Source organism: Verrucomicrobium sp. BvORR034 (assembly GCF_000739635.1).
Classification (GTDB): Bacteria; Verrucomicrobiota; Verrucomicrobiia; order Verrucomicrobiales; family Verrucomicrobiaceae; genus Verrucomicrobium.
In genome coordinates this window covers 13,366-37,809 of sequence record NZ_BATQ01000024.1, presented here as the reverse complement: position 1 = coordinate 37,809, position 24,444 = coordinate 13,366, and the positions used below count along the sequence as shown (strand labels likewise).

Below are 24,444 nucleotides of genomic sequence, written 5' to 3'. Positions count from 1 at the left end.
GCTGGAACGATTCACAGGCCCGTTCCATCACCGCCCCCTCACTCGTCACCCCAACACCTGGCCCATTTCCGCGAACCAGGCACCCAGCACAAAAAAACGCCCCGCCAGGTCCAACAACCCGACGGAGCGTTCTCAAAATTAAATCAATCTCTTACTCCCCTACGCCTCCTCAAGCCCGAGCAATTCCTTGGCCGCACGGTTGCCTGACTCGACACCGCCGTTCATATACCCCGGGGACTCGGAGCTGGTGTGCTCACCGGCAAAGTGCAGGTGACCGTCCAGCTCGGCAGAGGCGGCAGCGGTGTACACCCAGGTGTACTGGCCCACCTTGGGACAGCTGTAGCTGCCCTTCATGAACTTGATCTGCGGCCAGTTCATCATGATCTTGTTGCCGTCGAACTTGCCCTTCAGACCGGGGAACACCACGTCCACCTCGGAGAGGAACTTGTCCACGCGATCCGGCGTGTACTGGGCACCGGGGGAGCCGCCCATGAAGTTCGTGATGATGCCGCTCTCACCCGACTGGCCACGGCTGGTCTCCCAGATGGTCTGGTAGGGCTGGTCTGCGTACACGCTGCCGTTGCAGAAGAAGTCCCGGCCTGCACCCGGCTTGCGCCAGAGTTTTTCCGTGAACCCGTACATGACCTTGAGATTGGTGCCGAAGCCCATCTCCTTGATGGAGCGCTTCTTCTCATCGCTCAGCTTGAGGTCGTAGATGCCATCCACGCTGCGCAGCATGGTGAAGGGCACGGTGATGAGCACGTTCTCATAGGACGCCACGACCGTCTTGGCATCCGTACTGAAGGTCAGCTTGATCTTGCTGCCCTCCTCCTGGATGCGCACCAGGCGATGCCCGCCGTTCAGCTTGACCTTGCCATCCAGGGCGCGATGCACTGCGGTGGGCAGCGTGTCGTTGCCGCCCTTCACACGCATGGCTTCATCGCTGTCGCCAAAGATCTCAAAGCCTTCGCTGGTGTCCGGGTTGATGAAATCGATGAGGTTCAGTGCGGACTGCTGGTCGGAGTCCAGGCCATACTCGGGCACATAAGCCGTCTCCAGCATGTTGATGAGCCACCGGTCTGTGCCAGCCCCCACGTTCTTGAGGTAATCCTTCAGGCTGATGTTGTCGAACTGCTTGGCCTTGGCGGTGAACTCCTCTTTATCGTCATAGAGGCCTTCCGCGTCGGCGGCGATCTTCTTGCCCAGGGGCCCGAAGGCGGCGATGACATCCTTGTCCGTGTAAATCTTCCCACCGAAGTGGTAGAAGTCCACGCCCTGCTCGCCTTCCTTCAGGCTCTGCAGTTCCACGCCCAACTCAGCCGCCAGGGCGATGAGGTCCTCGTGGTTGGAGTCCACCAGCTCGCCACCGAGCTCTACAAACATGCCGTCCTTGTTGAAGTCCCGCTTGGTGAACATGCGGCCGCCGAAGCGGTCCTGCATCTCATACAGATGCACCTCCACCCCTGCCTTCTGGAGGCGGTAGGCGGCCGTGAGGCCTGCAATGCCCCCACCGACCACGGCGACGGCACCGGAGATCTTCTTCGCTTCTTTTTCCTGGGCGCGCAGGCCCACCATGGTGGCGGGAATGGCGGCGCCGGCCAGGCGCATGAAGTCACGGCGGGTCTTGCCGGAAACGGCAGGACCAGCCTGTTGCATGGCACGCATGAGAGAGCGGAAAAGCGGGGTGCGTCCTTTGTTCATAGTCGTCAGTGAGTTCGTTGGAAATGGGTTCAAAAAAGGGGCGTGGAGGTTCGCTCCACACCCCAAAGGGAGTTCAAGATCTTACTCGTCGTTCGTGGGTCCGATGCCGATGAGCCAGAGCTTCAGGAAGTTCATGACCTGCTGCTTGGTGAGCTGGTTGGCGTCCAGCTGGTAGGTGATCTTGCTGGCGGTGCAGGAGTCTTCGCCCTTGATCTTGGTCATGGTGTCTTCGTACTTCACCACCCCGGTGAGGGAGGGGATGCTGTTGTCCACGGCGAAGAAAGCCTCTTCATCGCTCGCGCCCTTGAAGGCATCGGCCTCGGTCGTGGCAGGCTTGTTGGCGGCCTCATTCCAGCGGAGGTTGAACTCGTACTGGCCTTTGCCGTTGGTGGCCCGGTTCGGGTCTTCCACCCACTTGATGGAGCCAGTCACCACATCTTCATAGGCCTTGCCGTTCACGCTGTAGCTGAAGCGGATGCCGTTGGTCAGCCAGTTGCCGGTTTCGTAGTCGAAGTCCAGGTTCCCGCTGACGGTCGTCTTGGGATAGTTCTGGGAAGGACCGGAGGCGATCTGCACGCCCTCGAAGCGCATCGGGTCGGTGTTCTTGACCTCGATCTTCACTTCCTTGCCCTGGAGCTGGCGGACATAGGACATCACGCCCTGGGTCTTCTTGCCCTTGCCGTAGAGGCGGCCACCGAAGTTGTCGGTGAAGGCAGGAGCACGGCCGATCGCGTCCACGCTGATGCGCTGCTTGCTCTCGCCGGCGCCTTCCAGTTCATACACCCCTTCCGAGGTGATCGGCACGGTGCCCACCCATTTGCCCACGGTCTTCTTCTGGGTCATGTTGGCCGGGTTGATCACGGCCAGATCCAGGGAATAGAAGAGCTGTCCGGGCTGCTCCACGCGCCCCAGCAGCTTGCTGGTGATCAGCGGCTGGCGTTCCACGTTGCCCTTGAACTCGGTGGTCTTGGCCACTGCCAGGGCGAGCTCATAGCTGTCCTTGGCGCCCACTTGCGGCTTGCCTTCGTCCGTCAGACGAGTGCGGGTGGCAAAATTGATGTTCACCGTGCCGGAGATCGCTCCCGGTTGGGTGATTTTTTCCAGCTCCTGAGCCTGCGCGGTGGCAAGGGTGAGTACAAACAACGGCAGAAGAGACAGTGTTTTCATGGTTTGAGTCTGTTTGTCAGGGTGGATACCACCGTGACGGGCGATTTTAGGACCCTTGGGAAAAACTGCAAGCGTGCGAAGAAAAAAGCGGAGCATCCGTCCAAACGGTGACGATAAGTTAACATCGCAGGAAACGCGCCCAGCCCCCGCTCCGGGCTTGCGCTCGCAGCCGGAAAAGCCTAACTCAGAACAATGCCATCCCCTCACATCGCCTATGTGTTCGAACGGTTTCCCACGTTCACGCAGACCTTCTGCGTGCGGGAAATCCTGGAACTGGAGCGTCTGGGTGTGCAGGTGCAGATCTTCTCCATTCACGACACTCGAGAGGAGAGCATCCGTCATTTTCCCGCCGAACTGATGGACCGGGTGCACTTCCTCCCCAAAGAGGAGTGCCTGATCGAGCTCATCAAGCAGTGGAAGGAATCCAAACTGCTGCCCCAGAGTGTGGTGCTGACGCTGCGTCAGTGGGGAGACCGTCCGGACAAAATGCGGGTGTATGAGGCGGCCTACATCAGCCACGTTTTGAAGAAGATGGGCAGTGATGCCCCCTGGCACACGCACTCCCACTTCGCCGGCATCGGCGCGCGTACCTGCTGGTGGCTGAGGAAGTTCCACGGCACGAGCTTCAGCTTCACCGCGCACGCCAACGACATTTTTTGCAATCAGTCGGAGTCCATTCCCAGCTGCGGACAGCTCATCAAGGACGCCAGTCTCGTGGTGACAGTGAGCGATTTCACCGCCCGCCAGCTCCGGGAAAAGTACCCGGACGCCGCCCACCAGGTGCGCCGGGTGTACAACGGCCTGGATCTGGAGCCCTTCATGGCCGCCCGGGCCTCAGCTGACCGGTCCAAGGCCGCGGGAGGCATCCTCAGTGTCGGCCGCCTCATCGAAAAGAAAGGCTACGACGACCTCATCACCGCCTGTGGACTGCTGCGGGATCGCGGCGTGCCCTTCAACTGCCGGATCGTGGGAGAAGGCCCGCTCGAAGCCCAGCTCAAGAGCCAAATCACCCGGCTGGGACTGGAGGATCGCGTCACGCTGACCGGTCCCCTCCCCATGCCAGCCATCATTCAGCTGCTGGCAGAGGAAACTCAAGTCTTTGCCCTGGCCTGCAAAACGGAACACGACGGCGGCAAGGACAACCTGCCCACGGTCCTGATGGAATCCATGGCCGCCCGGCTCCCCTGCGTCTCCACCCGTCTGGCCGGTGTGCCGGAGATGGTGCTGGATGGCGTAAACGGTCTGATTTCAGAGGAAGGCCAGCCTCAGGCCTTTGCCGACCATCTGGAAACCCTGCTCAAAGACCCTGCCCGTTGCGAGACAATGGGGCAGGCCGGTCTGGAGCATGCCAAAAAGCACTTTGCCAAGGAGACCACCAGCCGGCAGTTGCTGAAGGCCTTTGCGGAGAAGAGCGGCATGCGCTTCGAGGCCGCCCTCGCCGCCCGTCACGGGCTGCTGTTGGGCTACTCAAGGCGGCTACTCTCCGCTCTGCCGCAACTGCGGCATCATGTGGAGAAGGCTCGCGACAAGACCTTCGATCTGGAGCTTTTCATGGGCAGCGCTCATCGTCAGCCGCAGCCGCGCTGAACCCCGCGACACCGTGGGGTAGCGAATGGCGGGAATCAGGTATCCGCGCTCCAGCAACTGGGTGCTGGCCTCCACCGCCGCCCGCTCGTCTCCCACCAGCAGGGGCAGAATCGCCGCGGGAAGATCCGCGAAAGAGGTCTGCAGACCGTTTTCCAAGGTCTGCCGGTTGGCGAACAATCGAGCACGAAGTGCGTCTCCGTGCGCACTGGCAATGAGATTCACCGACTCCACCGCAGCATGCGCCACAGCGGGTGGAGGAGCGGTGCTGTAGATGAGGCTGCGCGCCTTGTTCAGGCAGAGGTCAACCACTTCACGACTGGCCGCGATGTAGCCCCCACTCACCCCCAGCGCCTTGCTCAGCGTGCCCATCTGGATCTCCACCCCATCCTCCACGCCAAACTGGGCGGCCAGTCCCCGTCCCTCTGGGCCCAACACCCCCACCGCATGGGCTTCGTCGAGCATCAGCCAGGCACCGTAGCGCTCCTTCAGAGTAACAATCTCGCGCAGCGCTGCCGCGTCACCGTCCATGCTGAAAATCGACTCCGTCACGATCAAGACGCGCCGTGATGCGTGATTGCTCCGGGCTCCGGCGAGCAGTCGTTCCAGCTTTTCCAGATGGTTGTGAGGAAACACACGGATGGTGGCCCCACTCAAGCGAGCCCCATCGATGAGCGACGCATGGCTGAGCTTGTCCAAAAGGATGACGTCGTCCTTGCCGCAGAGCGCAGGGATCACGCCCACAGAGGTCGCGTAGCCGCTGGAGAAGGTGAGCGCTGCCTCCGTCTTCTTGAACGCCGCCAGGCGCTCTTCGAGCTGCTGATGCGGACGCAAGGTGCCGCAGACCAACCGCGAGGCTCCCGAACCACTGCCATAGCGCCCCACCCCTTCGCACATGGCCGCTTTCAGCTCTTCGCTGGCGGCAAGCCCGAGGTAATCGTTCGAGGAGAAATTGACCACCTCAGCCCCGCTCTCCGCAAGGACAGACATGGCCGGGAGCGGCACGAACGTGCGCAAGTGCCGACGCAACCCCTGCGCTTCCAAATTGGCCAACTCATCAGCCACATCGCTCGCGGCTATGACAGCGCCTGGCGGGACGGGATCCGGCATCTTTGGCAATGATAGTTGAATGAGATTCAGGAGCCAACCGCCCCTGTTTTGCGTCTATTGCTGGTTCAGCTTTTCCTCCACCAGCTCATCCTTGGCGGCACCCAGCGCCACGGCCCGGTCATAGTGGCGGCGGGCCAGCTCGATCGCCGGGGGCTTCCGCTCCAGATACATCAGCGCCAGGTTGAAGTTGGCGTTGGCGTAGTCCGGGTTCAGCTCGATGGCGCGGAGCAGTTCGAGTTCCGCCGCATCCAGCCACCCGAGTTTTTTGAGGACGATGGCCAGGTAGTTGTGAGCGCGGGCATCGGCCGGATCCTCATGGATGGCGCGTCCGAGAGCGGAGAGTGCATAGTAGAGGTCCCCGTTTTCATAGCTCACCATGCCCAGTGCCACCCAGGTCTGCTGGAGGGAGGGGTTGATGGACACCGCCCGGCTGAAGAGCGATTGGGCATCCTTCAAGCGACCTGCCTGCTGCTCCACCGCCCCGAGATTGGCGTGGGTCAGGGCATTGAGCGGATCCACTTCCAGCATCTGCTGGTAGTATTTGCGAGCCGACTTCCAATCTTTGCGGGCAAAGGCCTGAGAGGCCAGTTCGGAGAGGCCTGTGGTCAAAGGAGGCAACGCCCCCGCTTTCTTCTGGTCGGGCAGCCCCAGCTCGGTGGCCTTGCCGCTGTCAGGTTTCTTCGCGTCAGAGGCCGTCTCCGTTTTGGCAGCGGCGACTTCGACCGGCTTCGCAGTGCTCTTCTTGGCAGAAGAGGCGGCGGGCTTCTTGGCTTCGCTCTTCTTTTCCTGGGCTGCGGCGAGAGGCAGAGCCAGTGAGGCAAGGAGGAGGGGCACAATGAGGCGCTTCATAGAGTGCGGGGAATAACGCCTGCTTGTGCCCGGCTCCAAGCGGAAAACACGAATGACCAAAAAACTCTTGACTGCACAATCGAACAGTGTTCACATCTAACCATGCTTACAGAGCGGCAACAAGAGCTACTGGATTTCCTCAGAGTTTATCAACGCCAGCAGGGCGTCATGCCCTCCACGCGTGATATTCAGCTGCACTTTGGTTTCGCCAGCCAAACAGCCGCCATGAGCCACCTCAAGGCCTTGGAGCGGAAAGGAGTGATTCGCAGACTCGCTGGCAAAGCTCGTGCGGTCGTCTTCCCAGAGGTGATGGAGCGTGAGACGGTTGACATCCCGATCTTCGGTCTCATTCCCGCCGGCTTCACGGCGGACAACCCGGAGCATTCAGACGGCAATCTCACTCTCGACCTTCGCACCATGGGGCTCTCCCCGCGGTCCAAGCCCTTCGCCCTCAAGGTGCGGGGCGATTCCATGACGGGAGCGCACATCGTGCAGGGAGACTACGTCATCCTGGAGCAACGCGATCCGCGGCCCAAGGACATCGTCGCCGCCCTCATGGACGGGGAAACAACCCTCAAGCGGTACCTTGTGGACAACGGCCAACCGTTCCTCCGTGCGGAGAACCCCTCCTACCCCGACTTGATTCCCGCCCGGGAACTCATGATCCAAGGCGTCATGGTCGGCCTCTTCCGCCCTTACAACGGGCGCTAGAACCACTCCCCCCACTCCTACTTCCTCTCAAGGGACGCTCTCCGGACGCGTCCCTTTTTTGTGTGCATGCGTAGAGCGTAAGACCATGCGCCGCACGATACTCCATCACTCCCTTCCTCATTCCGAAATCACTCCATCACTCCACATTCCTAATTCCTAATTCCTAATTTTCGCCCGCCATGTCTCTCTTCCTCTACGACCTCTCCCACAGCCCTTACTGCATTCCTGTTAAGCGCATCCTCGATGCCGCTGGCGCGGCCTACGAGGTCATCGACGTTCCCAACTGGGATCGCGCCAAGGTGATTGAGCTCACCCAGGGGGCCTATTACCAGATGCCTGCGTTGAAGCATGGAGATCGCGTGGTTTATGAAACCGGTGCGGACACGCAGGACGTCGCCCGGTATCTCGACGCCACGTTTGCTGGTGGCAGACTCTTCCCAGCCAAATACGCCGGCCTCCAGGACATCCTCGTGGACTACCTCGACAACGAAGTGGAAGGAGCCACCTTCCGCGCCACCGATGTCTTCTACGTCCCCTCCGTCACGGATCTGGTCGCCCGCACCATGTTGATCCGCCACAAGGAGCGGAAGTTCGGCCGGGGTTGCGTGGACCAGTGGCGGCAACAGATCGACCAGTTGCGAGCCGGAGCCGCCACGCACTTTGCGCGGTTCGACGCCATGGTGCAGCAGAAGCCCTTCCTCCTCGGCGATCAGCCGGTGTACGCCGACTTCCTGTTGTACGGGATCATCGGCAACTACACCTGGAAGGGTTGGAACTCCCTTCCCACAGAACTCACCGCCCTGGGGGCGTGGCGCGCCCGCATGAGCGGGTTCAAGTTCTGAGCTACATTGGATCCGATCATCCGGGCCTGAAAGGCCCACAGAGCCCAGCCCTGGGGCGGAGTCCACGAAGTGGACGCAGACCCTGTGTCCATGCATCCCCTTTGCATTGGCGGCCTGAAGGGTCGCGAGAGAGGTGCGCGTACCCCTGTCGTCCACCGCGAACCTGCGCCGTCCTACTGCGACACGTTTCAAGGGAAGACCACCTCCGCCCCCTCACACTCAACGACGAGAATCACCAGATTCCGACTTGCCTGCCGTCGAATCTCAGTGACACTTCCGCCTTCCCGATCAACCGGCCGACATGGCGAAATCGGTAGACGCACCAGACTTAAAATCTGTTGGTGGGTGACCACCGTGCGGGTTCGAGTCCCGCTGTCGGCATCTCATCGTCAATGAAATATGCATTGGATCCATTAAGATCGCGAACGAGGCATTGAACGCTTTCAGGGGCACAAAGCTGAGCCGATTGGACCAGATTCTCGGATCGTCGGCGAGTGCCGGAACTGACCCGCTTGCCCTAGGGAAGCTGCTCGCTAGCGTCGAACTGAGAGGCATCAATCTGTCATCTCTGCATCCACATGCAAAAAAGCGCATTAAAGGCTTGTCGTTTAGCTACACAGTTGCCGTCGTCAGAACGTCCCCCGCCGTCATCTTCTGCCAGTCACTGGAACTCTGGTCGGTCATCTTGATGACACAACCTCCAGCAAATGGATGCGCAGAATCGCTAGTCCGTGGAACGCGACCATCTAGTTCATCAAAGTGCGCTGGCCGGATCGAATGCCGTCTCAACCTTAGGCAACGGAATCTTGTCGACTACTTCTCTCTGGATAGATCTAGCAGATCTCCACCTGGAGGAACCAGAGAGAAGACCACCCCGTATGAATCCTGGAACATCTATTCGAAGGTCACGCTGATGTCCGCCTCATTGCCCAAGTAGCGCACCGTTGACGCGAACCCGACACTTTTCACGGAAGCTGCAGGCCCCGACAGGCTTACCACTTCCTTCGCACCGTCCGTGATTTTGAAAGTGGTTTGGGCTGGCCCCTTGACGACCGACCACGCGTAGTCCACGCCAGTCGAAAGCTGGATGATTTTGGTATCCAGCTTCCCCCCTTCCAACTCAATGGAGGCATAGTAGTAGGTGACATCGTCCGCTGAAGGACTCTTTACGTTGATGACTCCCTTCAAATTCCCAACTGGAACGAGCACAATCTTGCCAAAGTGCGCTGAAAGTCTGCCACGGACTGGTGCCGTCCTGTTGAGTTTGCGCTTCCCGTAGATTCGAATTTTGTCTGTGGTGGTTGCCCTAAGTTCGTCCGGCACCTCACGGTCGTTCGTTTTGAATTTCTCATTCATGAACTCCCTCGCAAACGGCAGCACTTCGATAGCAGCCCTGTCAGGCTTTCCACCTGTTTGCTGGGCCTGTGCCGATTGCACCAGAACGAACACAGCAACTGCACCTACGAATAAATGTAACAAACTTTTCATACGATTAAATACCAGAAGTTTCAAAGATTTGTCTACGACATTTTTCATACAGCCCTGAACCGCCCTCACTCACAAGGCCCACCCATCCATTCATACCCGTCTGCGCATCGTCGGTTGCCCTACTGATTGGACTGGGGTGAAGCCGGCATTAGCAAGTCCTCTTCTACGGTCACATCCACTTCAGCAAAGGTGACCAGCAGGCTCACAGTAAAACGCTTCGATCGGATCGTATTGTAGTTGGCCCGATACAATTAGCATCATGTAAGCGAGACACCTCGCCGCACCATCGACTATGTAATAGTTGCCCTCTGGATTCCGGAATTTTTCAAGCCCATTGGGTTCACAGATTACAATTCGACTTTCCTTCATAATCCTTAGTCTCCCGCTTTTCAAGTCCTCGTAGTAGCGCTTCAGATTGGCGCTGGAACACCTCTGTATGTAATCAGAGTTGATCGCATTGTTTGCCACCGTCAGCAGAGTGCGGTAGTTTGGCCTTTCCACATTTATGACGAGACCTTCCTCTCGCGTCTGGGCATCATCAAGGAATATTAACTGCTCAAAATCTCGTTGAGCATCCATTCTAACCAGACTCCACTTTCCCACTGAAAAGTACTCTCGGACTTTGCCGGAGTGTGCACATTCAAACATCTGCTCAACTGGCTGGACGCGCAAGTCACTACGAATTCGTTGTTTGGCCAGTTCTCGCCCCAAATACCACTTTTGATAGTCAAAGTATGACGCTTCATCTACAGTTCTCAGCCCTGTTCTTGCTTGAGCAAGAGCTCGCTTTCCCACACTCGCTCGACCACCACGCGATCCAATCGTACAACTACCATTTCGACCCTGCACTTTTTGAGAAGCCCCACCATTGAGCCGATCCAGCAGAGGAAATGAGGAAGCAAGAAGGTTCCCGTTTTTCACCTGAAATTCTATATCGGCCGATTGAATCTCGTCAACAGGCTGGCGTTTATCGCCTTGAAAGGTGACCATCTTCCCATTCACCATCTGATAGTACACAAACTCTTTCAACCATTGCTCGTCAAAGCAATAGTACGGATAGCACTTGAATAGAACTCTCTCTTGGTAGGTGGGGCCAAAGTGCTCCCGCTTCGCACGCTCAGCCAAGGTTGCAATCTCATTCGTTTCCCTCCCTCTCCTAGGCTCCACACAAAAATTGTTGACCCGATCCTCAAGCAAGATATTCAGCACGGCATAACCAAGCATCATCTTGGCGGCATCAAAATCAATCCTTTTGGGATTAACGGCAAAATCATGCCCGAGTATCAACGCCATTTCTCCGCTTTGACCGGACCATTGGAGCGACCTCGCCAAGGTGGCGGATGGATGAAGTGTTAGCAAACTGGCAATCTGATCAGCCCTCCTGGCGCTGAACTGACTGTCAGTGTCATGAAAATAGCAGCACTTGCAGTCTAGATTGAATCCAAGGTATCGCCACATGGCCCCTGGACTATGGGCGACACTACTATGAACCATCTGGATGACAATCCATCCCTTGCTCTCGAATTCCCTTCTCAAATAATGCAGATCCTTGGCGAGGAAAAGAACTGGCTGCCAGTCCTCAAAACGGGATGCCATGATCCGTTCAATGTAACTTCTGTAGAATGTCGAATTGTAGCGGTGCGTACCTTCAAATGCGGGGTGATTCGCAGCATGCAACTCCTGCACCTGGACATCGCCATTCGGGTCCTTAGCAGGCTGATTCTTGTAGCGGCTATGTGTTGCAGCCTTGAAAAATAACGACATACAACAGACTTTCCTGCCACGAAGACGGGCCCTCACTTGCCCACCCGGCTCCTCAAACTGAAACGACCTTGCAATATTGTAGTGTCCTCTACCTGTCTCACCCAGGTAGTTTTCAACATCGGAAAGATAGTCACTCAATACAGCTTCCAAGAGGCGTTGTGAATAGCTCGGGTAGAATTTTTTAATTGAACTGCTCATGGGTGCTTCCATCGATGTTGAGGCCGTTTATCTACGCTCAAAGACAGTCATTGTATTGGGCGTATGGAGGACTTCGAACTTGATGCGGTATGCCGCCTCCAATTCATGGGAACGGCGGCATGGCGACTTCGAGTCTCTCCTCAGCCCTGGCAGGAAGAGCAGCGAGCCACTCTTCAAATGCTTCGCAGCGGCCATTGCACAGTCCACTGGGTATGGGCCATTGATAACGGCAAGATCGAAAGTTCCATTTCCAGCCGCTTCAATACATCTTGCAGGATATGACTTGAAAGCACCTGACCGCATGGGACGCCGCGCTTTCACACCCAGCGTCGATATCGGCTCATAGAACCGCACCCTGGATTCCAGCCTTTCATCTGCCAGTCCATTTCGAACAAGGTCTTTCGCGCCCCAATCTGCTTCTATACATTCCACAGACCCCTCCCTCCCCACCCATCTCGCCAGCAATAGAGTCGAACTACAAGCACCCCACTGCAAAACTCGATCACCTGGTCGTGTCGCGACGCACATCACTGCCAGTTCGTCATCATCAAGTCTTGCGCTGATCGCCGAAATGGGGCGCCAGAGATGATCACCTTTCACGCCCCCATTGTTGTCGCTTCGACTCCTCCTTTGACCAGCCGCAAACCTGGCCGGCGCATAGGTCGGCAGTTTGTTCTGGAGCCACGCAATCGTCTGGTCACTCAAGCAATGGCGGAACGGCTTGCGGCTGATCTCGCGGAGAATTTCCCGTGCCGCATCACGTTTGATGAGCAAAGCATGGTTCAGATGCGTCCTGACGCACTTCACTATCCCGGATACACCTGTGGACTGCGGCGCTTGGGAATGATCTCCCCCCAAGAACAACATGGCCCAATCTGACGGTGCATTCGCAAGCATCCACTGATACTTTTCCCAGAAGTCTCGTTCGAACTTCACGTCATCTTCAAAGAAGAACAGGACATCACTATCACCCTGCAAGAACTCTCGCAATACAAGGCGTTTGCTCAAGTTGACGGCATACCCGGTGTTTCCAATTTTCCAACGCCGCACTCGTGAGGACGGAATCTTCCTCCCATCAACCGCTGGAACAAATCGCAGCAGTCCAGCCATTTCCTGGGGGAGCGTCGACTCCACCAAAAATCGACGATCTGGCCGCCTCAAGAGGTTCAAGCACACGTAATCAACTTTCATGGGCGACCGGCTGCACTTGCTCATCTACCCGCTTCTTCTTTGACAGCCCCTGACGAAAAGCCCGCTTCACCAGCGGTTGCCCCGGCAGTACAGGCAAGAGCCCATCAAGCACCAACGGCTCAATTGTCCCTCGGGAGAGGTCCAAGTCACGAATCAGGTGCTGGCTCTGCACTTCCAAGGTCTTAGCCGGGTCAGTCCCCGCCATTTTCCAGGCCCGCTCCAGAAACGCCAAAAACCAGGCATAGCTGACTTGAACATGAGGGTACTTATCAAGTCTCGTCCGATAGGACAGATCCCACGGCTTTTCTCCTCCTGAACCGTGTAGTGATCGTTGATATTTTTGAAGCGTCTGATTGAAGAGCCGGCCATCACGGACCTCCAGCGGCCGCTGCCAATAAACCCAGTGCTGGCTCCACAGGTCGTTTTCCAACAGCCTGACTGAGACGTCGGCGCGCCGCTTGTAAAGGATCGCATTGAGCACCCCCTGATCTCCATGTCCATGAAAGATGCCATTGGAGCCAAAGACGGACTTCGCACAACAATCTGCCCACTCAGCGAGGACCTCCTTCGCGATCTGCGTGGTTTTGCAGAAATACAATGACGTTGACATGTAGGCGTCATTTCGGGCAGGCACCGGGAACCCATAGGGTTCGTAAGATTTGTCGTACACCACCCCATCGCCATCCTTGCCTCCTAGGAACTCACCCGTGCGCTCACACTGCAGTAGGATATCATCCACCGGCCCGCAGAGGGTGCAATCCGCATCAATTCCAACGACCAGGGATGCCTCATCCGCGTAGCGCTCGGCCGCATAAGCCTTCAGTTCCCATGCTCCCAACTTTCGATTCGCACGCGCGAAGTCCCCAGCCTCAACCACCTGCCCCCCTATGGCCTCAAACGTCGCCCGCTGATGCGGATTGAACTTTTTGCCCAGCACACCATTTTCCACCACCACCACGCGTGCACTTGGGTGATAGGTTCGAACCGAAGCGACCGCAACAAGAGCTCCAGGGAAGAAATGGGCGTCCGCAACAACAATGAAGAGGGGGTTGGTCATATTTTGAAAGAATTTTACCAAATGTGCCGACGATATGCCTCAAGCGCGAGTTGGTAATCATCATAGTCGCGACAGGCAATCAGGAATCCTCGGTGTGTCCCCTCTCCCTTGCGACGTTTGCAGTCAACCAGGCAAAAATAGCCGTCTCTTTGAAGCTGCACCATCAAGTACCCCGGACCGTCGTCTCCCACCACATCATGGGCGGCAACCACCGCAGGTTTCAACCTTGCAAGTTGATGATACTCCCGTTGCAAAGTTTCGATCGAGTGATCGCCATCCACGTAAACGAACTCCAGCTCATGCTTGCTGAACCGAGACAGACACTCGTAGCTGTCTTCTTCATGAAGAGTATATGCGCCCCAACATTTCTGAGCCACTTGATGAAACTCTCGCGTAAATCGTTTATCACAAAAGTGCGCATGCATCAGCGCTCGTTCATTGACGGCGTCAACAAAGGCAACGGAGGATGCTCCCCCTAGACAACCAACCTCAAGGCTCGCCCTCCATTTTCTTGAGAGTAGCAGGGTCCGCATCCAACCGATATGCCGTTTGTCGGTGGCCATGGGTCCAATTCGGTTTGCAAGCCCCTTTCGACTCCAGGAGATGCCATGGTCCGAAACAACCTCACTAAGGTCGATTGGGTCGGCGTTTTGTTCATTTGCCTCCCGCCGTTCAAAAGCCGCGATGAAATCACCGCATTGCCAGCCGACAACCGGCTTGCTTTCCAACTTTCTCGCATCACCGACAGAACTGCGGATCGTTTTTGGCCGTGGCGTCCAAAGCCACGGCAATAGATCCCTCAGGGAAGCATCAACCTTGAGAACTTCGTCTATTGCCTTATCAACTCCACCAGCAACTTTCTGCCAGCTTGTGCGGCCGAGTATCGCTTGAAACAGCCTCATCACGGGCTCACTTCTCTTCACAAGCATCCCGGCATCAAACATGCCATGCGCCCTGCAAATTTCACAGGAAAGCGCATTCGCAAATAGAAGAATGATTGGAGTGCACGGATGATCCGAAGCATGCGAAGACAGCGACACTCCATAGTTGGTGATTGTAACGTTTCGAGGCAGCCATAGCACCATCTCAAATTCATCGTAAGCGGTACCGTTAGTGCCTACGCCAAACGCTTGACTTGCGCCTCGCCGGAGATCTCCCGGCTGGCTGGGCGCATCGGCAGGACTGTGATCGCCCTGTCGCGTTCTTTCGCCCAGGCATCCGGTAGCAGTTGCTCGTACTCGGAGACCTTCATGGCGGGCATCCGGGTAAACACATCGCGCAGATATTCAAAGGGGTCTATCCCACGACGGCGGCAGGCTTCGATCACCGTGTAAAAGATCGCACTGCGCTGGCCAGCCTCGGCTTCGCCGATGAACAGCCAGTTCTTCTTGCCGATGGCGGTGGGACGGATGGCATTTTCGACCAGGTTGTTGTCGATCTCCACCCGGCCATCCTCCAAATACACCTGCAGCATGGGCCACAAAGTTAACGTATAGTCGATGGCTTTGCTCAGCGCACTTTGCGGCGTGTAACGGGCCATGCCCCTCATCAAGACAAGGGCCTTGCCGATGCGCTCCACAATGACCCGGCTCTCCGCGCTTCGCACGGCCTGCCGCAAACGTGGACCCGCCTTCCTCTGGCGCAGCCTCGCTTCTATCCGGTAAAGATGCTGGATCTGTAGCAGGATGAACCCCGTGTGGGTTTTGGCCGCCGCGCTGGCTTCCACGAACTTGCGTCGCGCATGGGCCCAGCAGGCGGCCAGCACGATCTCGCCTTCGTGGATTCGGGCAAAGGCGGGATACGCCCCGTACCCATCGCATTGCAGCGTGCCGCTGAAGTCCGCGGGGATGATCTGCTGCAGGCACGCAGCCGCACGGCTGGTCTGCCAGACGAAGAAGGCATCACCTCCAGGCTTTTTAAAGGCCCAGAAGTAACCTCGCCTGGTCTCGCCGTTGCCGGGTTCCAGATACTCGATCATCGTCTCATCCCCCTGCAGGTAGCCACCTGCCATCACGCCGGTGCAGATGCCACGGTAGAGGGGTTCGAGCCATTGACTGGCGGCCAACAGGTAACGCGCCATGCTTTGCCGGGGGATCCCCAGGTCATGCCGCAGCAGAGCGATCTGTTCCTGGCGATACAACGGCAGATGATCGCAGTATTTGCTCACGATGATGTGGGCCAACAGTCCCGGACCAGCAATGCTGCGCTCCTGCAAGATCGGCAACTCGGCGAGGATGGGCGCCTGGTGGGGCTCATCGCGTTTCACATACTTTTTGCGGATGATGCGGCGGCGAAAGTAACGCGCCGGGCTGTAATCAAGCTGCACGGTGATCTCTTCACCGATGCACCGCCAGGCCGGGGGATCCGCTTTGACCTCTTCAGGTTCGATCAACACATCAACGGCGGGAAGGTGCTCCGGCACGCGTGCTTCCCGTGGGGGGCGTGGCGCCGGCACCTTGTCTGCTTGAGCTCGCTTCTTGATCTCAGCCTCCAGGGCGCCGGAGTTTGCGCAGGAGGCTGGTTCTTTTTTTGGCCCATCATCGCCTTGCAGGAGGAGCATCAACTGGTCCTCATCCAGCTTCTCACTGCTGCGCCCAAAGAGCCGCTTGATGAGCAGATCCACCTTCTCGCGCAACAGCTTGTTCTCTTCGCGCAAAGCCTTCACTTCTTCGGTGAGCTGGACTTCCAAAGGCGTCATGGATCAATGACGCGATGTTAGCACCCAGAACCGCAAAAGGCCACCTTAAAGATGACCTGTTGATGGTAAAATTTCAGTCCCGCTGATACCATGGGCGCATCCTGGCACCCTTCAAATCGATCCCGTCTGTCAGCAGGGTCAGAGCCTCCGGAGTCAGTTGCATTTTCGCACTCTGGATCTCGCTGCTCCTGGGCCAGGAGAAGGTGCCCTGCTCCAGCCGCTTGGTCATCAGCCAAAGGCCGGTGGTGTCAAAGTAGAGCACTTTGAGCCGGGTATGCCGCTTGTTGCTAAAGACAAAGAGCGCCCCGCTGCGCAGATCCTCCTTGAGCTTCTCCGCCACCAAGCCCGTGAGACCTTCAAAACCCTTGCGCATATCACAAGGTTCCAGGGCCACGAAGACCTTCAAACTGCCGGTAAAGCTCAGCATGGGCCGGCGAGGGCTTTGAGCAGTTCACACGCCAGAGGCACCTGCCCGGCGTGATGGAGTTCCAGCTTGACACCTGCGGCCAACTCGATGATCACGGGGTGCCGGGGCGAAGGCGCAGCCACGACGGCCTCGGCAAAGCGGGGGCGATCCGCTGCTGGCGAGAGTCGAGGCTCGGTACCCTGGCGTTGCTGGTGCACCCACCCCATGAATGTTTGGTAGTGCACGCCGACCATGGCCGCAAATCGAGCCCCGCTCAGACCGCTGCGCGCAAACTCGGCCAGAAGTTCCTCTCGTCGTGCCGCCGGGGTACGCACGCGCCCCCGCCTGTCTTGTTTCAATACCAATGACGTCGTATTCATAGACGTCATACTTTTACAGACCTCGACGTCTCTGATGCCACTACGATCCGATGGCGCTATCGGTGACGCTTACAATTCATCTAGAAGTTTTGCAACTTCATCACAAGCCACCCACTCTTCTGTCACCGTTCGAGATGCGGCACACTGCTTCAGGCTGTAGCCGTGATGAGCTGAGTAAGATTTCGCCGCCTGAACGGCAACCCCTTGAGCGTCAAACGGCAACAATACAGCATAAGGAATCACACCGTTCTGGCACAGACCACTTTTCGAATACGTGACATTCATGAATTCATCTTCTTTGCCACTAAATCTCTATCTCGCTTTACTCGGCGGCTACTCTTTATGTTTTGAAAAAAATTTGAGGCTCCCCTCCTCGTTGCACAACCCCTCACTCCTCAACACCCACAGTGCATTTCAGCTTCCGCATAACTTTCTCCATAAACTTGCAAACACAGCAACCTAGCCACTTCCCCCCCATCTGCCTTAAGCCATATTGGACGTTTCTCACATGAATGAGAGTTCCAATCGAGAAAATCAATACCTCAACGCAAGATATTGCGAACAGCAACTTGAACGCAGCGCCGCGGATGGGCTTATCATTGGTTGTTTTATAAATCTGAAATGAGCCGATAATCACGAGGACTGTCGCGACTATCCAGACTATGGTTGGCGGCCAACTGAAGAGCACCACAAATGTCAGCATCGGAAGCAGTGCAACCAGCACTTTAAACCAGCCTGATCCCAAGTGGGCAGATCGAAAGTACTTTTCCTCAGAATCGGAATAGTTCATAGATGTGAAACGGGTAGACGGGATCACTAAATCGACGGACACTTCCATTCATGACCGCGCACAATTCAATCCTGCGAGGCTCTACGCTATACAAGGTCAGACCTAGAGCAGAATTTATCCTGTCTAGGCCAAGCCAATATCACTATTAAGGCAGATTTGCACATGATGATTGCCACACCAATCCGAGCATCAGGCAACCCTCTTGATCCCCTGAGGATCGCGCAGAATGATAAGTGGGACAGTCTATTTCTTTATCGCTTCATGTGGCAAAACCAATTCGGCACCGAAGTAAGAAACAAGTAATTCAAATGGATTATTGTATCTCGGCAATATTGGTTCATACTCCCCAAAATCCCACCCTTCCCTATTAGCGTAGTACACTCGCAATGGGCGCTCTTTGAATGTCTTTTTTGCACTAGACAACATCGAGTCTAGCTGATAGCGCTCGCCATCAGAAATACTCTTGCTATTTCGCAGATAGATCGCCCTGCACAAATTAACTTGATACTCATTATTAAAGACCACAAAGGGGCCAAATGTGTCCGCATCATCCGCCATTTGCTTCTTGATAAAAGTATTATACAAACCGGTCTGATGGGAAAGCTGCCTTGCCAGTAAATACCCTACTCTACCATCTTTGGCAGCCCTTGAGGTTCCAATGCTTTCGCCATCTGGCACCTCTTTATTCGACGATCTGCACCCAGCAGAGAAACTGCATGCAGTAAAAAGACTGAAAATAATTATTTTCGATGCAAATAATTTTGAAGCCATGATAATCACCCTCAGGAGAACATTAATGTTGTTAGAAGCCTTTGCAAAATTCCTCTGCGACCTTTGCTTGGTGGGCTGCAGGAGTGTCTCCAGACTCGAGCAATCCCGTTTCACCTGTTGAAAATTCATCCTGTTTAGCCCATTGTTTTGAACTTTCATTAAGCTCCCAACGACAACAATAATTGTAAAGCTTCCACCAGACAAGACGACATACACAAGTTTCCTCGACTATTCTTCCCCACAGCGTGAATTGTTTTCCCAAGGAAGTAAGGCCTTCTTGGGAGAGCGTGCCGACCGCCTGTCTCCATGCTTTTACGCCCCATTTAGCCCACCACGGTGTCCTCTCAGTACTTTTGGCTATAACTTCGTCAACCGATGGAGAATACCCATCAGTAAGAGTCGTCTCGCAGTTCAACCTCTTATTCCCTGCGTCCGTGGCTTTTTCGCACTTCGCTCCTGCTGGCACGTACTTCGTTTTGAGTCCATAGTGGTCCACTGAGTTAACACTCTGATTCGAAACAAAGGCGTACAGGTTTGGCCCATCTGCTTCTTCAATCGGATCCTTACATGGCCATCTGCCCAACCATGGAATGTAATAGCGATAACCGTAGTCCAGCCACCCGGTTTCCGCATCTTCAAACTGCCCCTGGAAGGCAAACTCCCACGCGCATTCGCTCTCCGGGCGATCGGTGAACGTTGAACTCAAGATCTGCCTCACCCCGAACGCACTGAACGCAAAACGCTCAGTCACCGTGCCGTTCTCATCGGCAATCGCCGCAGGGCTATAGTAGTCCATCATCACATAGCGCCGCTCGTCAAGGTCTCCGGGGCTCACTGTGGCCCGATCTCGCCTCACCAGATCGTCTCGATGTCGCGCGCCCCAGTAGTACTGGATGGTCGGGCCGCTCTCCTCATCCTCACGCTCCTCAAGCGGCCGCCACTGATCCGAGTAATAGCAATGCCACACCACCCCATCCACCTCTCGCGTGATCCGCCGGGTCAGCCCGTCGTACCCATACTTCGCCAGGGTCGTCCCGGCCTGCTTAACCTCAACGATCCGGCTCCAGGCATCCCACTTCACCTGCAATGACTGCGCCCAGTCACCGGCACCGTCTGGAGGCAACTCCAACATCCGTCCCGCACGGTCCACACGGATCTCGCCAGCCTCATCACCTACCTGCATCAGCCGGTTGCCTCGGTCATGCACTCGCGGTTGGTCCAGCACTCCAATGCCGTCAGTAAAGGTCTGATACCGCTGCCAGTTGCCCGTCGGATCGTACTGCCACTGCTCCGCCTGCTGCGGGATCGCCCCCACTGCAGTGAGATTCAAGTTGAGGTCACCGCGCTGTGACTGCGTCACCTGACCCAAACCGTCATAACCAAAGTACTGATCCCAGGACTGGGACAAATTGCGACGACGCCAAGTGCGCCACGAGTTGGCATTGAACCCGTATTGGATACGTTCAACATCCTCGTCATCTTTGCGCCAGCGAATGTCGACAGTGCGATTAAACCGGTCGTAGCCATTGTAGATGTCTCCTGCATCTCCTGTGGGCTCTCCAACCAGCTTCTTGTAGGTCAAACGCGAAATCTCATCGCCAAACGGACCATTGTAGATGGCTTCCACCTGCCAGCCCACCCCTGCATAGGAGTACTGCACCATATCGCCTGATTCATCAGACAACGTCAGCCCCTCCACCCGATTGAAGTGAGAAGAGGTCTGATGCAACGCCCCATAACGAGCATCCAGCGTGCGGCCATTGGGGTAGGTCAGCCGGGTAAGTCTTAGAGTATTGTTGGCACCGTTGGTCCGGGTGTAACCCACTTTGGGCGTACTGCCGTTCACCGCCCCCGAGTGACTCTGCCAGTCCTCCTTGAGGTTGCCAAACGCATCGTAAACAAACTCCACCTCATTGACCACGCTGCCACTGCTCGCCGCATCATAGCTGGTCACCTTGGCTGGCAGGTTCCGCAGGTCATAGGTCTGCCCAATGCGGCGAACCGCACCGTCCAGATGAGCCGCCAAGGTAGTCACTTGGTCGTCGAGAAGCCGGCCCAGTTTGTCATAGACGTACTCATGCACCGTCCCGTCTGCATCAGTGTAAGAAACGCTCTGGCCGGTCCTGTCATAGCTGTACTCAAGTCGGGCATAGATGCCGTCCGGCCCGGCATTCAACGGGGCAGGCCGGTCATCGGACTCAGGATAGATCTTCGCGCGCAGCAGATTGTTGTTTGCCACGGCCGAGTCCACCAGGGTTGTTCCATAGATCCATCGCGTCACCTGGTTGCCAGTGACCTCGTTGAGGAGCGTAAGGCGCTCAAGTTGCCCGCTGGCATGCCAGGCATACTCGCTGGTCTGGGATTGCTCAGGACATCCGGGCACATAATTTTTGATGACACGCACGCGGCGCCCGGCGTTGTCATTGTCCCACCGGGTTTCACGCCCCATCGGATCAATGTTCCGGTTGGATTCCCCAGTATCCTTATACAACGTGGTCGTCACCAGCACGGTTTCAGATCGCTCAGGTGCTACTTCCGGACGGTTCAACACCGCTCCTCCGTTGGTTCCGCAGTTGGCCACCACCCGCTCCCGGCCGATCACGTCCGGCCATTTCGCCACCCAGTTGACTCTCGCTTGTGGCTGTGCCCCTGTGGGCCCCTGAAGCGCCCCTGTTCCCGTAGCATCATGCAGACGCCGACGCTCCGTTCGCACGATGGCATTGCCTCCGGCGTCATAGACAGTCTCACTCTGCTCAAGCACCGTGTCAGCCGATAAGTCGTTGGTGTCGCCGGACGGCACCCCTATCGTCCCTGGCACGCAGGCAATGTACGTTGCCGTTATCCGGTTTAGACCGTCATACGCAGTCTTGGTAAACGAGTTTTGCCCCTGTTGAGACGCCTTGATGAGGTTGTTGGCCCCGTCATACCAGCTCTGCGCCACCAGCGTCTGAGTCACATCGCCCGTGGCCAGGTCAACTCCGTCTTTTTCATCTCGGTAGATCTGCCCCATCGCATCATAGACCACCCGTGACTGGGCGGTCCGGTTGCCCGAGGCCACGCTCGTGTGATAACGCGTCGTTTGCAGCGGCTTGTCCAGGTTGTCATAGGTCGATGCGCTGATAAACACCGTAGTCCCATCACTGGCCGTTGCCGTTGTCTGACGGTTGCGATAGTCATACTCAAACGTCGTGATCCGGTCATGGCCCGCGTCAGCATCCACCTTTACTGTCAGCTCGGTCAGGTTGCCATCGCCCCCGTCCAACCCGTTGTCGTATTGATTGGCAGTGGTCTGACGCATGTTGTTGCCCCCAGCACCACCGCCCGCGGGATCCCCCCCCGTCGCCCCTGCATCATTGGTGCCAACCCAGGACTCTACCACCAATCCACGGACATCAAATACTTGTCGGTCGATCGTTTGAGTAGCGTCCACCGTCCGGTTGATACGACCCATTATGTCATAACTGACAGAAGTCTCCAGATAGTTGGCCTCCATCTCCCCCTCCCCGCTTGCGGGGATCGAGTGATATACACGCGTACCGGCACTGCGCCCCCACGCATCATACATCAAGTGCGTCCACCGTGACCACTTCTCCTGGGGCAGTGTCTCGGAGTTGCTCAACGATCCGCAACCACAGGTGCGCGAGGAGACGATCTCGTCCGTCACCTGGTCATTGGCATCCATCCTCGTCAACGACACTCCGCCCACCACCTGAAGATCCGGCGTCACTCCCTGACCCGTCATGTACCCTTGCGCACGACGGACCTCGTGGGCCACGTCATTGTACACCGTGTACTTCACACGCCTCACCGGTGTGGCCGACGTGTCCTTCAAATCGATCTGCACTTCGTGCCACGGCCCACGCTCCTGCACCACACGTCCGAGACTGTCCGAGATGTAGTCCGTCACCAAGTGCAATCCGAACCCGGGTAGGGTTTCCCATCCCGATGGCACCCCTGTCACCCGGGTGGTGTCCACGTCCTGGATCACTTGCCGCAAGGCACCAGTAGCTTCCTCATACGCCTTAAAGGTGATCACCCCGCGACCATTCATTAACCACACCGGCTGACCAAAGACATCATACACTGTCTTTTCAACGTACGACTCGCCTGTGCCGTTCTGAGCTTCAGAAACCTCCGGCAAAGTGGTGGTTTGCTGCAAGATTTGAAACGTTGGCATCCCCAGTCCGTCCAAATACCATGTGTAACCATACGCAGTCTTTGATGCCTCCTCGTCTGGAGCACCTAAAACGGGATAGACAAGCTTAGCAGCAACTGGATTGATAGAAGTGCCCCCTACAGTCTGAGTCGTATATTGAAGCTTGAGATTGGTTTCCACGGCTCCCTCGCTTCCTTTTTGCACACCCCGCCTGTACAGACGGCCCTCGACTGCACCGGTTTCGGGATCGCTATCCGCATAGTATTCCCAGACTTCAAGCAACCCCTCGTTCTCCCGGAGCACCACAATGAGATCAGTGCTCCCACCAGACGGTTCTGTCACGCTCTCGACTGCCGAGGGCGAAGCCTGCAAGAGGAGCCTGAAGCCCTCATCATATTCCCAGTATTCACTCCACGTATTTCCTGTGGCAGTTTCTTCCAAAATCTTGACAAGAACCTGTCCAGCCTTGTTCGTATAGACTCGCACCTCATTGCCATCAGGGCGGACTTCAGTGGTTTGCGTGGCCCAGACGTTGACCTCCTCAGCTCCAGGATCCGTTGGATTGGCGACGTAGGCCAACGAGGTTGTCTCCCTCCCACCATACACCCGTTCCACCGTCACGCGCCGTTGACTGTCATATTCGAAATAGTTGTCGGCGAAGTTGGCAACCTCCGCCTCTGAAGCCGTCAGAGGATTGAGGCCAGCAGCCACCATCAACTCATAGGCACCTGAGCCCACCACATACTTCAGCCCATGCTCAAACCCGTTGGGCTGGCCGCTCTTGTAGTATCGGTAGTGCTGACGACGAACCGCGCGCCAAACTGCCCCGCCCACATCATACTCCTCGACTGTTGAAAGTTGCAGGTCACCAGTGGAGCCGAAGGGGACACCGCTGCCGTAGTAGCTGAACACCGCACGACGTACATTCTGACCATTTAAAGTCAGCCGTACCTCTGAGATGACAGGACTACCAAAAGCGGTGGTGTAGGTGTAGTAGTAACCGCTTTTCTGCCCCTCTTGGTCTTGCTCGAAAGATGTCATCAACGCGTTGCTGTCGTAGTTTGCGTTGGTGACCCGTCCCGCCGGATCGATCACTTGCTTGAGTCTCCCCTCAAGACCTGCCGCGGCACTTGTAGTGTGATCGAAGAAAGTGGTTCGCCACCCGCGACTGTCGGTCAGCACGTATTCGTGCAGCGCTTCATCCCATGCCAATTGCTCCAGACCGCCAAACTGGGGCTCGTAGCCGCCAGACAGCGTTTTCACGAACCAGAGGCTCTGGCCTCCGCCTACTACCACTGCGATCTCCTCAGGCTGCGTCGGACCAGGGGTCCAGTCGACAAATACCAAGTATTTCTGCTCCCGCACCAGCCAACCAGCCCCATTGACACCGCCACTGGGAACGGAAAGCAGGTTCGTATAGCTGCGAGTATGCCCCCACGGCAGCCCAAAGGCATCAGACGCGAGATCTACCGAGGTCAAACGGAGCGCACCTGTCGCATATTGTACAGGCTTGTCCGTCAGGCCGTTCACGCACACTTCGTACGGAGGAGAATCGCATCCACATGGCTTGGTCTTTTCATC

18 protein-coding genes and 1 tRNA gene are annotated in these 24,444 nt (G+C 56.7%); 4 read left to right on the top strand and 15 right to left on the bottom strand.

Features of this window, described 5'->3' with window-relative positions; translation table 11 throughout:
• Window positions 1–159: 159 nt before the first annotated feature.
• Entirely contained in the window at window positions 160–1,701 is a 1,542-nt protein-coding gene (locus tag BV034_RS04950; RefSeq protein WP_050024720.1) for an NAD(P)/FAD-dependent oxidoreductase, read from the bottom strand.
• 81 nt (window positions 1,702–1,782) lie between these two features.
• A complete protein-coding gene (locus BV034_RS04945) occupies window positions 1,783–2,868 on the bottom strand; it encodes a hypothetical protein (RefSeq protein ID WP_265592641.1) in 1,086 nt (361 codons plus the stop codon).
• A 192-nt stretch (window positions 2,869–3,060) separates the two neighbouring features.
• Here BV034_RS04945 and BV034_RS04940 point away from each other — a divergent pair, with 192 nt between their 5' ends.
• Window positions 3,061–4,455: a glycosyltransferase family 4 protein gene (locus BV034_RS04940; RefSeq protein WP_050024716.1), complete on the top strand. Its 1,395-nt coding sequence runs from the start codon at window positions 3,061–3,063 to the stop codon at window positions 4,453–4,455.
• Here BV034_RS04940 and bioF read toward each other — a convergent pair.
• On the bottom strand, window positions 4,345–5,562 hold the full coding sequence (bioF, locus tag BV034_RS04935) for an 8-amino-7-oxononanoate synthase (protein WP_050024714.1): 1,218 nt from the start codon (window positions 5,560–5,562) through the stop codon (window positions 4,345–4,347). The genes BV034_RS04940 and bioF overlap by 111 nt on opposite strands.
• Before the next feature lie 54 nt (window positions 5,563–5,616).
• A complete protein-coding gene (locus tag BV034_RS04930) occupies window positions 5,617–6,411 on the bottom strand; it encodes a tetratricopeptide repeat protein (RefSeq protein WP_050024712.1) in 795 nt (264 codons plus the stop codon).
• 102 nt (window positions 6,412–6,513) lie between these two features.
• Here BV034_RS04930 and lexA point away from each other — a divergent pair, with 102 nt between their 5' ends.
• From lexA to BV034_RS04915, 3 genes are all read left to right on the top strand, one after another.
• Entirely contained in the window at window positions 6,514–7,122 is a 609-nt protein-coding gene (gene lexA / locus BV034_RS04925) for a transcriptional repressor LexA (protein WP_050024710.1), read from the top strand.
• A gap of 179 nt (window positions 7,123–7,301) precedes the next feature.
• On the top strand, window positions 7,302–7,964 hold the full coding sequence (locus BV034_RS04920) for a glutathione S-transferase family protein (RefSeq protein WP_050024707.1): 663 nt from the start codon (window positions 7,302–7,304) through the stop codon (window positions 7,962–7,964).
• A 295-nt stretch (window positions 7,965–8,259) separates the two neighbouring features.
• A tRNA-Leu gene (locus BV034_RS04915) sits at window positions 8,260–8,345 on the top strand.
• 513 nt (window positions 8,346–8,858) lie between these two features.
• Here BV034_RS04915 and BV034_RS04910 read toward each other — a convergent pair.
• The 11 genes from BV034_RS04910 to BV034_RS04860 all read right to left on the bottom strand — a co-directional run bounded on the left by BV034_RS04910 (window position 8,859) and on the right by BV034_RS04860 (window position 24,393).
• Window positions 8,859–9,500 (bottom strand): hypothetical protein, encoded by a 642-nt coding sequence (locus BV034_RS04910; protein ID WP_265592640.1) that lies wholly within the window; start codon window positions 9,498–9,500, stop codon window positions 8,859–8,861.
• A 132-nt stretch (window positions 9,501–9,632) separates the two neighbouring features.
• A complete protein-coding gene (locus BV034_RS04905; protein ID WP_265592639.1) occupies window positions 9,633–11,414 on the bottom strand; it encodes a hypothetical protein in 1,782 nt (593 codons plus the stop codon).
• Window positions 11,415–11,441: 27 nt separating this feature from the next.
• Window positions 11,442–12,605 carry a hypothetical protein gene (locus BV034_RS04900; protein ID WP_265592638.1) on the bottom strand — a complete coding sequence of 388 codons (1,164 nt, stop codon included), beginning with the start codon at window positions 12,603–12,605 and terminating at the stop codon, window positions 11,442–11,444.
• A complete protein-coding gene (locus BV034_RS04895; protein ID WP_050024701.1) occupies window positions 12,595–13,662 on the bottom strand; it encodes a hypothetical protein in 1,068 nt (355 codons plus the stop codon). The genes BV034_RS04900 and BV034_RS04895 overlap by 11 nt, the downstream gene beginning before the upstream one ends.
• Window positions 13,663–13,676: 14 nt before the next feature.
• On the bottom strand, window positions 13,677–14,606 hold the full coding sequence (locus BV034_RS04890) for a class I SAM-dependent methyltransferase (protein WP_050024700.1): 930 nt from the start codon (window positions 14,604–14,606) through the stop codon (window positions 13,677–13,679).
• A gap of 173 nt (window positions 14,607–14,779) precedes the next feature.
• Entirely contained in the window at window positions 14,780–16,360 is a 1,581-nt protein-coding gene (locus BV034_RS04885; protein WP_063768678.1) for an IS66 family transposase, read from the bottom strand.
• Window positions 16,361–16,433: 73 nt separating this feature from the next.
• Entirely contained in the window at window positions 16,434–16,787 is a 354-nt protein-coding gene (tnpB, locus tag BV034_RS04880) for an IS66 family insertion sequence element accessory protein TnpB (protein WP_050024699.1), read from the bottom strand.
• Entirely contained in the window at window positions 16,781–17,146 is a 366-nt protein-coding gene (locus tag BV034_RS04875) for a hypothetical protein (RefSeq protein ID WP_265592637.1), read from the bottom strand. Before BV034_RS04875 ends, tnpB begins: the two co-directional genes overlap by 7 nt.
• Before the next feature lie 69 nt (window positions 17,147–17,215).
• Entirely contained in the window at window positions 17,216–17,431 is a 216-nt protein-coding gene (locus BV034_RS35675) for a hypothetical protein (protein ID WP_265592636.1), read from the bottom strand.
• A gap of 748 nt (window positions 17,432–18,179) precedes the next feature.
• The gene (locus BV034_RS35670) at window positions 18,180–18,707 is read right to left on the bottom strand and encodes a hypothetical protein (protein WP_265592635.1); all 528 of its coding nucleotides are present in this window, start codon (window positions 18,705–18,707) and stop codon (window positions 18,180–18,182) included.
• Between the two features lie 31 nt (window positions 18,708–18,738).
• Window positions 18,739–24,393 (bottom strand): RHS repeat-associated core domain-containing protein, encoded by a 5,655-nt coding sequence (locus BV034_RS04860; protein WP_265592634.1) that lies wholly within the window; start codon window positions 24,391–24,393, stop codon window positions 18,739–18,741.
• Between the last annotated feature and the right edge of the window lie 51 nt (window positions 24,394–24,444).

What these genes read in the sequence shown, in the direction of transcription:
- BV034_RS04950 (WP_050024720.1), bottom strand. Translation starts at nt 1,701, where the DNA reads ATGAACAAAGGACGCACCCCGCTTTTCCGCTCTCTCATGCGTGCCATG.
- BV034_RS04945 (WP_265592641.1), bottom strand. Translation starts at nt 2,868, where the DNA reads ATGAAAACACTGTCTCTTCTGCCGTTGTTTGTACTCACCCTTGCCACC.
- BV034_RS04940 (WP_050024716.1), top strand. Translation starts at nt 3,061, where the DNA reads ATGCCATCCCCTCACATCGCCTATGTGTTCGAACGGTTTCCCACGTTC.
- bioF (WP_050024714.1), bottom strand. Translation starts at nt 5,562, where the DNA reads ATGCCGGATCCCGTCCCGCCAGGCGCTGTCATAGCCGCGAGCGATGTG.
- BV034_RS04930 (WP_050024712.1), bottom strand. Translation starts at nt 6,411, where the DNA reads ATGAAGCGCCTCATTGTGCCCCTCCTCCTTGCCTCACTGGCTCTGCCT.
- lexA (WP_050024710.1), top strand. Translation starts at nt 6,514, where the DNA reads ATGCTTACAGAGCGGCAACAAGAGCTACTGGATTTCCTCAGAGTTTAT.
- BV034_RS04920 (WP_050024707.1), top strand. Translation starts at nt 7,302, where the DNA reads ATGTCTCTCTTCCTCTACGACCTCTCCCACAGCCCTTACTGCATTCCT.
- BV034_RS04910 (WP_265592640.1), bottom strand. Translation starts at nt 9,500, where the DNA reads ATGAAAAATGTCGTAGACAAATCTTTGAAACTTCTGGTATTTAATCGT.
- BV034_RS04905 (WP_265592639.1), bottom strand. Translation starts at nt 11,414, where the DNA reads ATGAGCAGTTCAATTAAAAAATTCTACCCGAGCTATTCACAACGCCTC.
- BV034_RS04900 (WP_265592638.1), bottom strand. Translation starts at nt 12,605, where the DNA reads ATGAAAGTTGATTACGTGTGCTTGAACCTCTTGAGGCGGCCAGATCGT.
- BV034_RS04895 (WP_050024701.1), bottom strand. Translation starts at nt 13,662, where the DNA reads ATGACCAACCCCCTCTTCATTGTTGTTGCGGACGCCCATTTCTTCCCT.
- BV034_RS04890 (WP_050024700.1), bottom strand. Translation starts at nt 14,606, where the DNA reads ATGTTTGATGCCGGGATGCTTGTGAAGAGAAGTGAGCCCGTGATGAGG.
- BV034_RS04885 (WP_063768678.1), bottom strand. Translation starts at nt 16,360, where the DNA reads ATGACGCCTTTGGAAGTCCAGCTCACCGAAGAAGTGAAGGCTTTGCGC.
- tnpB (WP_050024699.1), bottom strand. Translation starts at nt 16,787, where the DNA reads ATGCTGAGCTTTACCGGCAGTTTGAAGGTCTTCGTGGCCCTGGAACCT.
- BV034_RS04875 (WP_265592637.1), bottom strand. Translation starts at nt 17,146, where the DNA reads ATGAATACGACGTCATTGGTATTGAAACAAGACAGGCGGGGGCGCGTG.
- BV034_RS35675 (WP_265592636.1), bottom strand. Translation starts at nt 17,431, where the DNA reads ATGAATGTCACGTATTCGAAAAGTGGTCTGTGCCAGAACGGTGTGATT.
- BV034_RS35670 (WP_265592635.1), bottom strand. Translation starts at nt 18,707, where the DNA reads ATGGCTTCAAAATTATTTGCATCGAAAATAATTATTTTCAGTCTTTTT.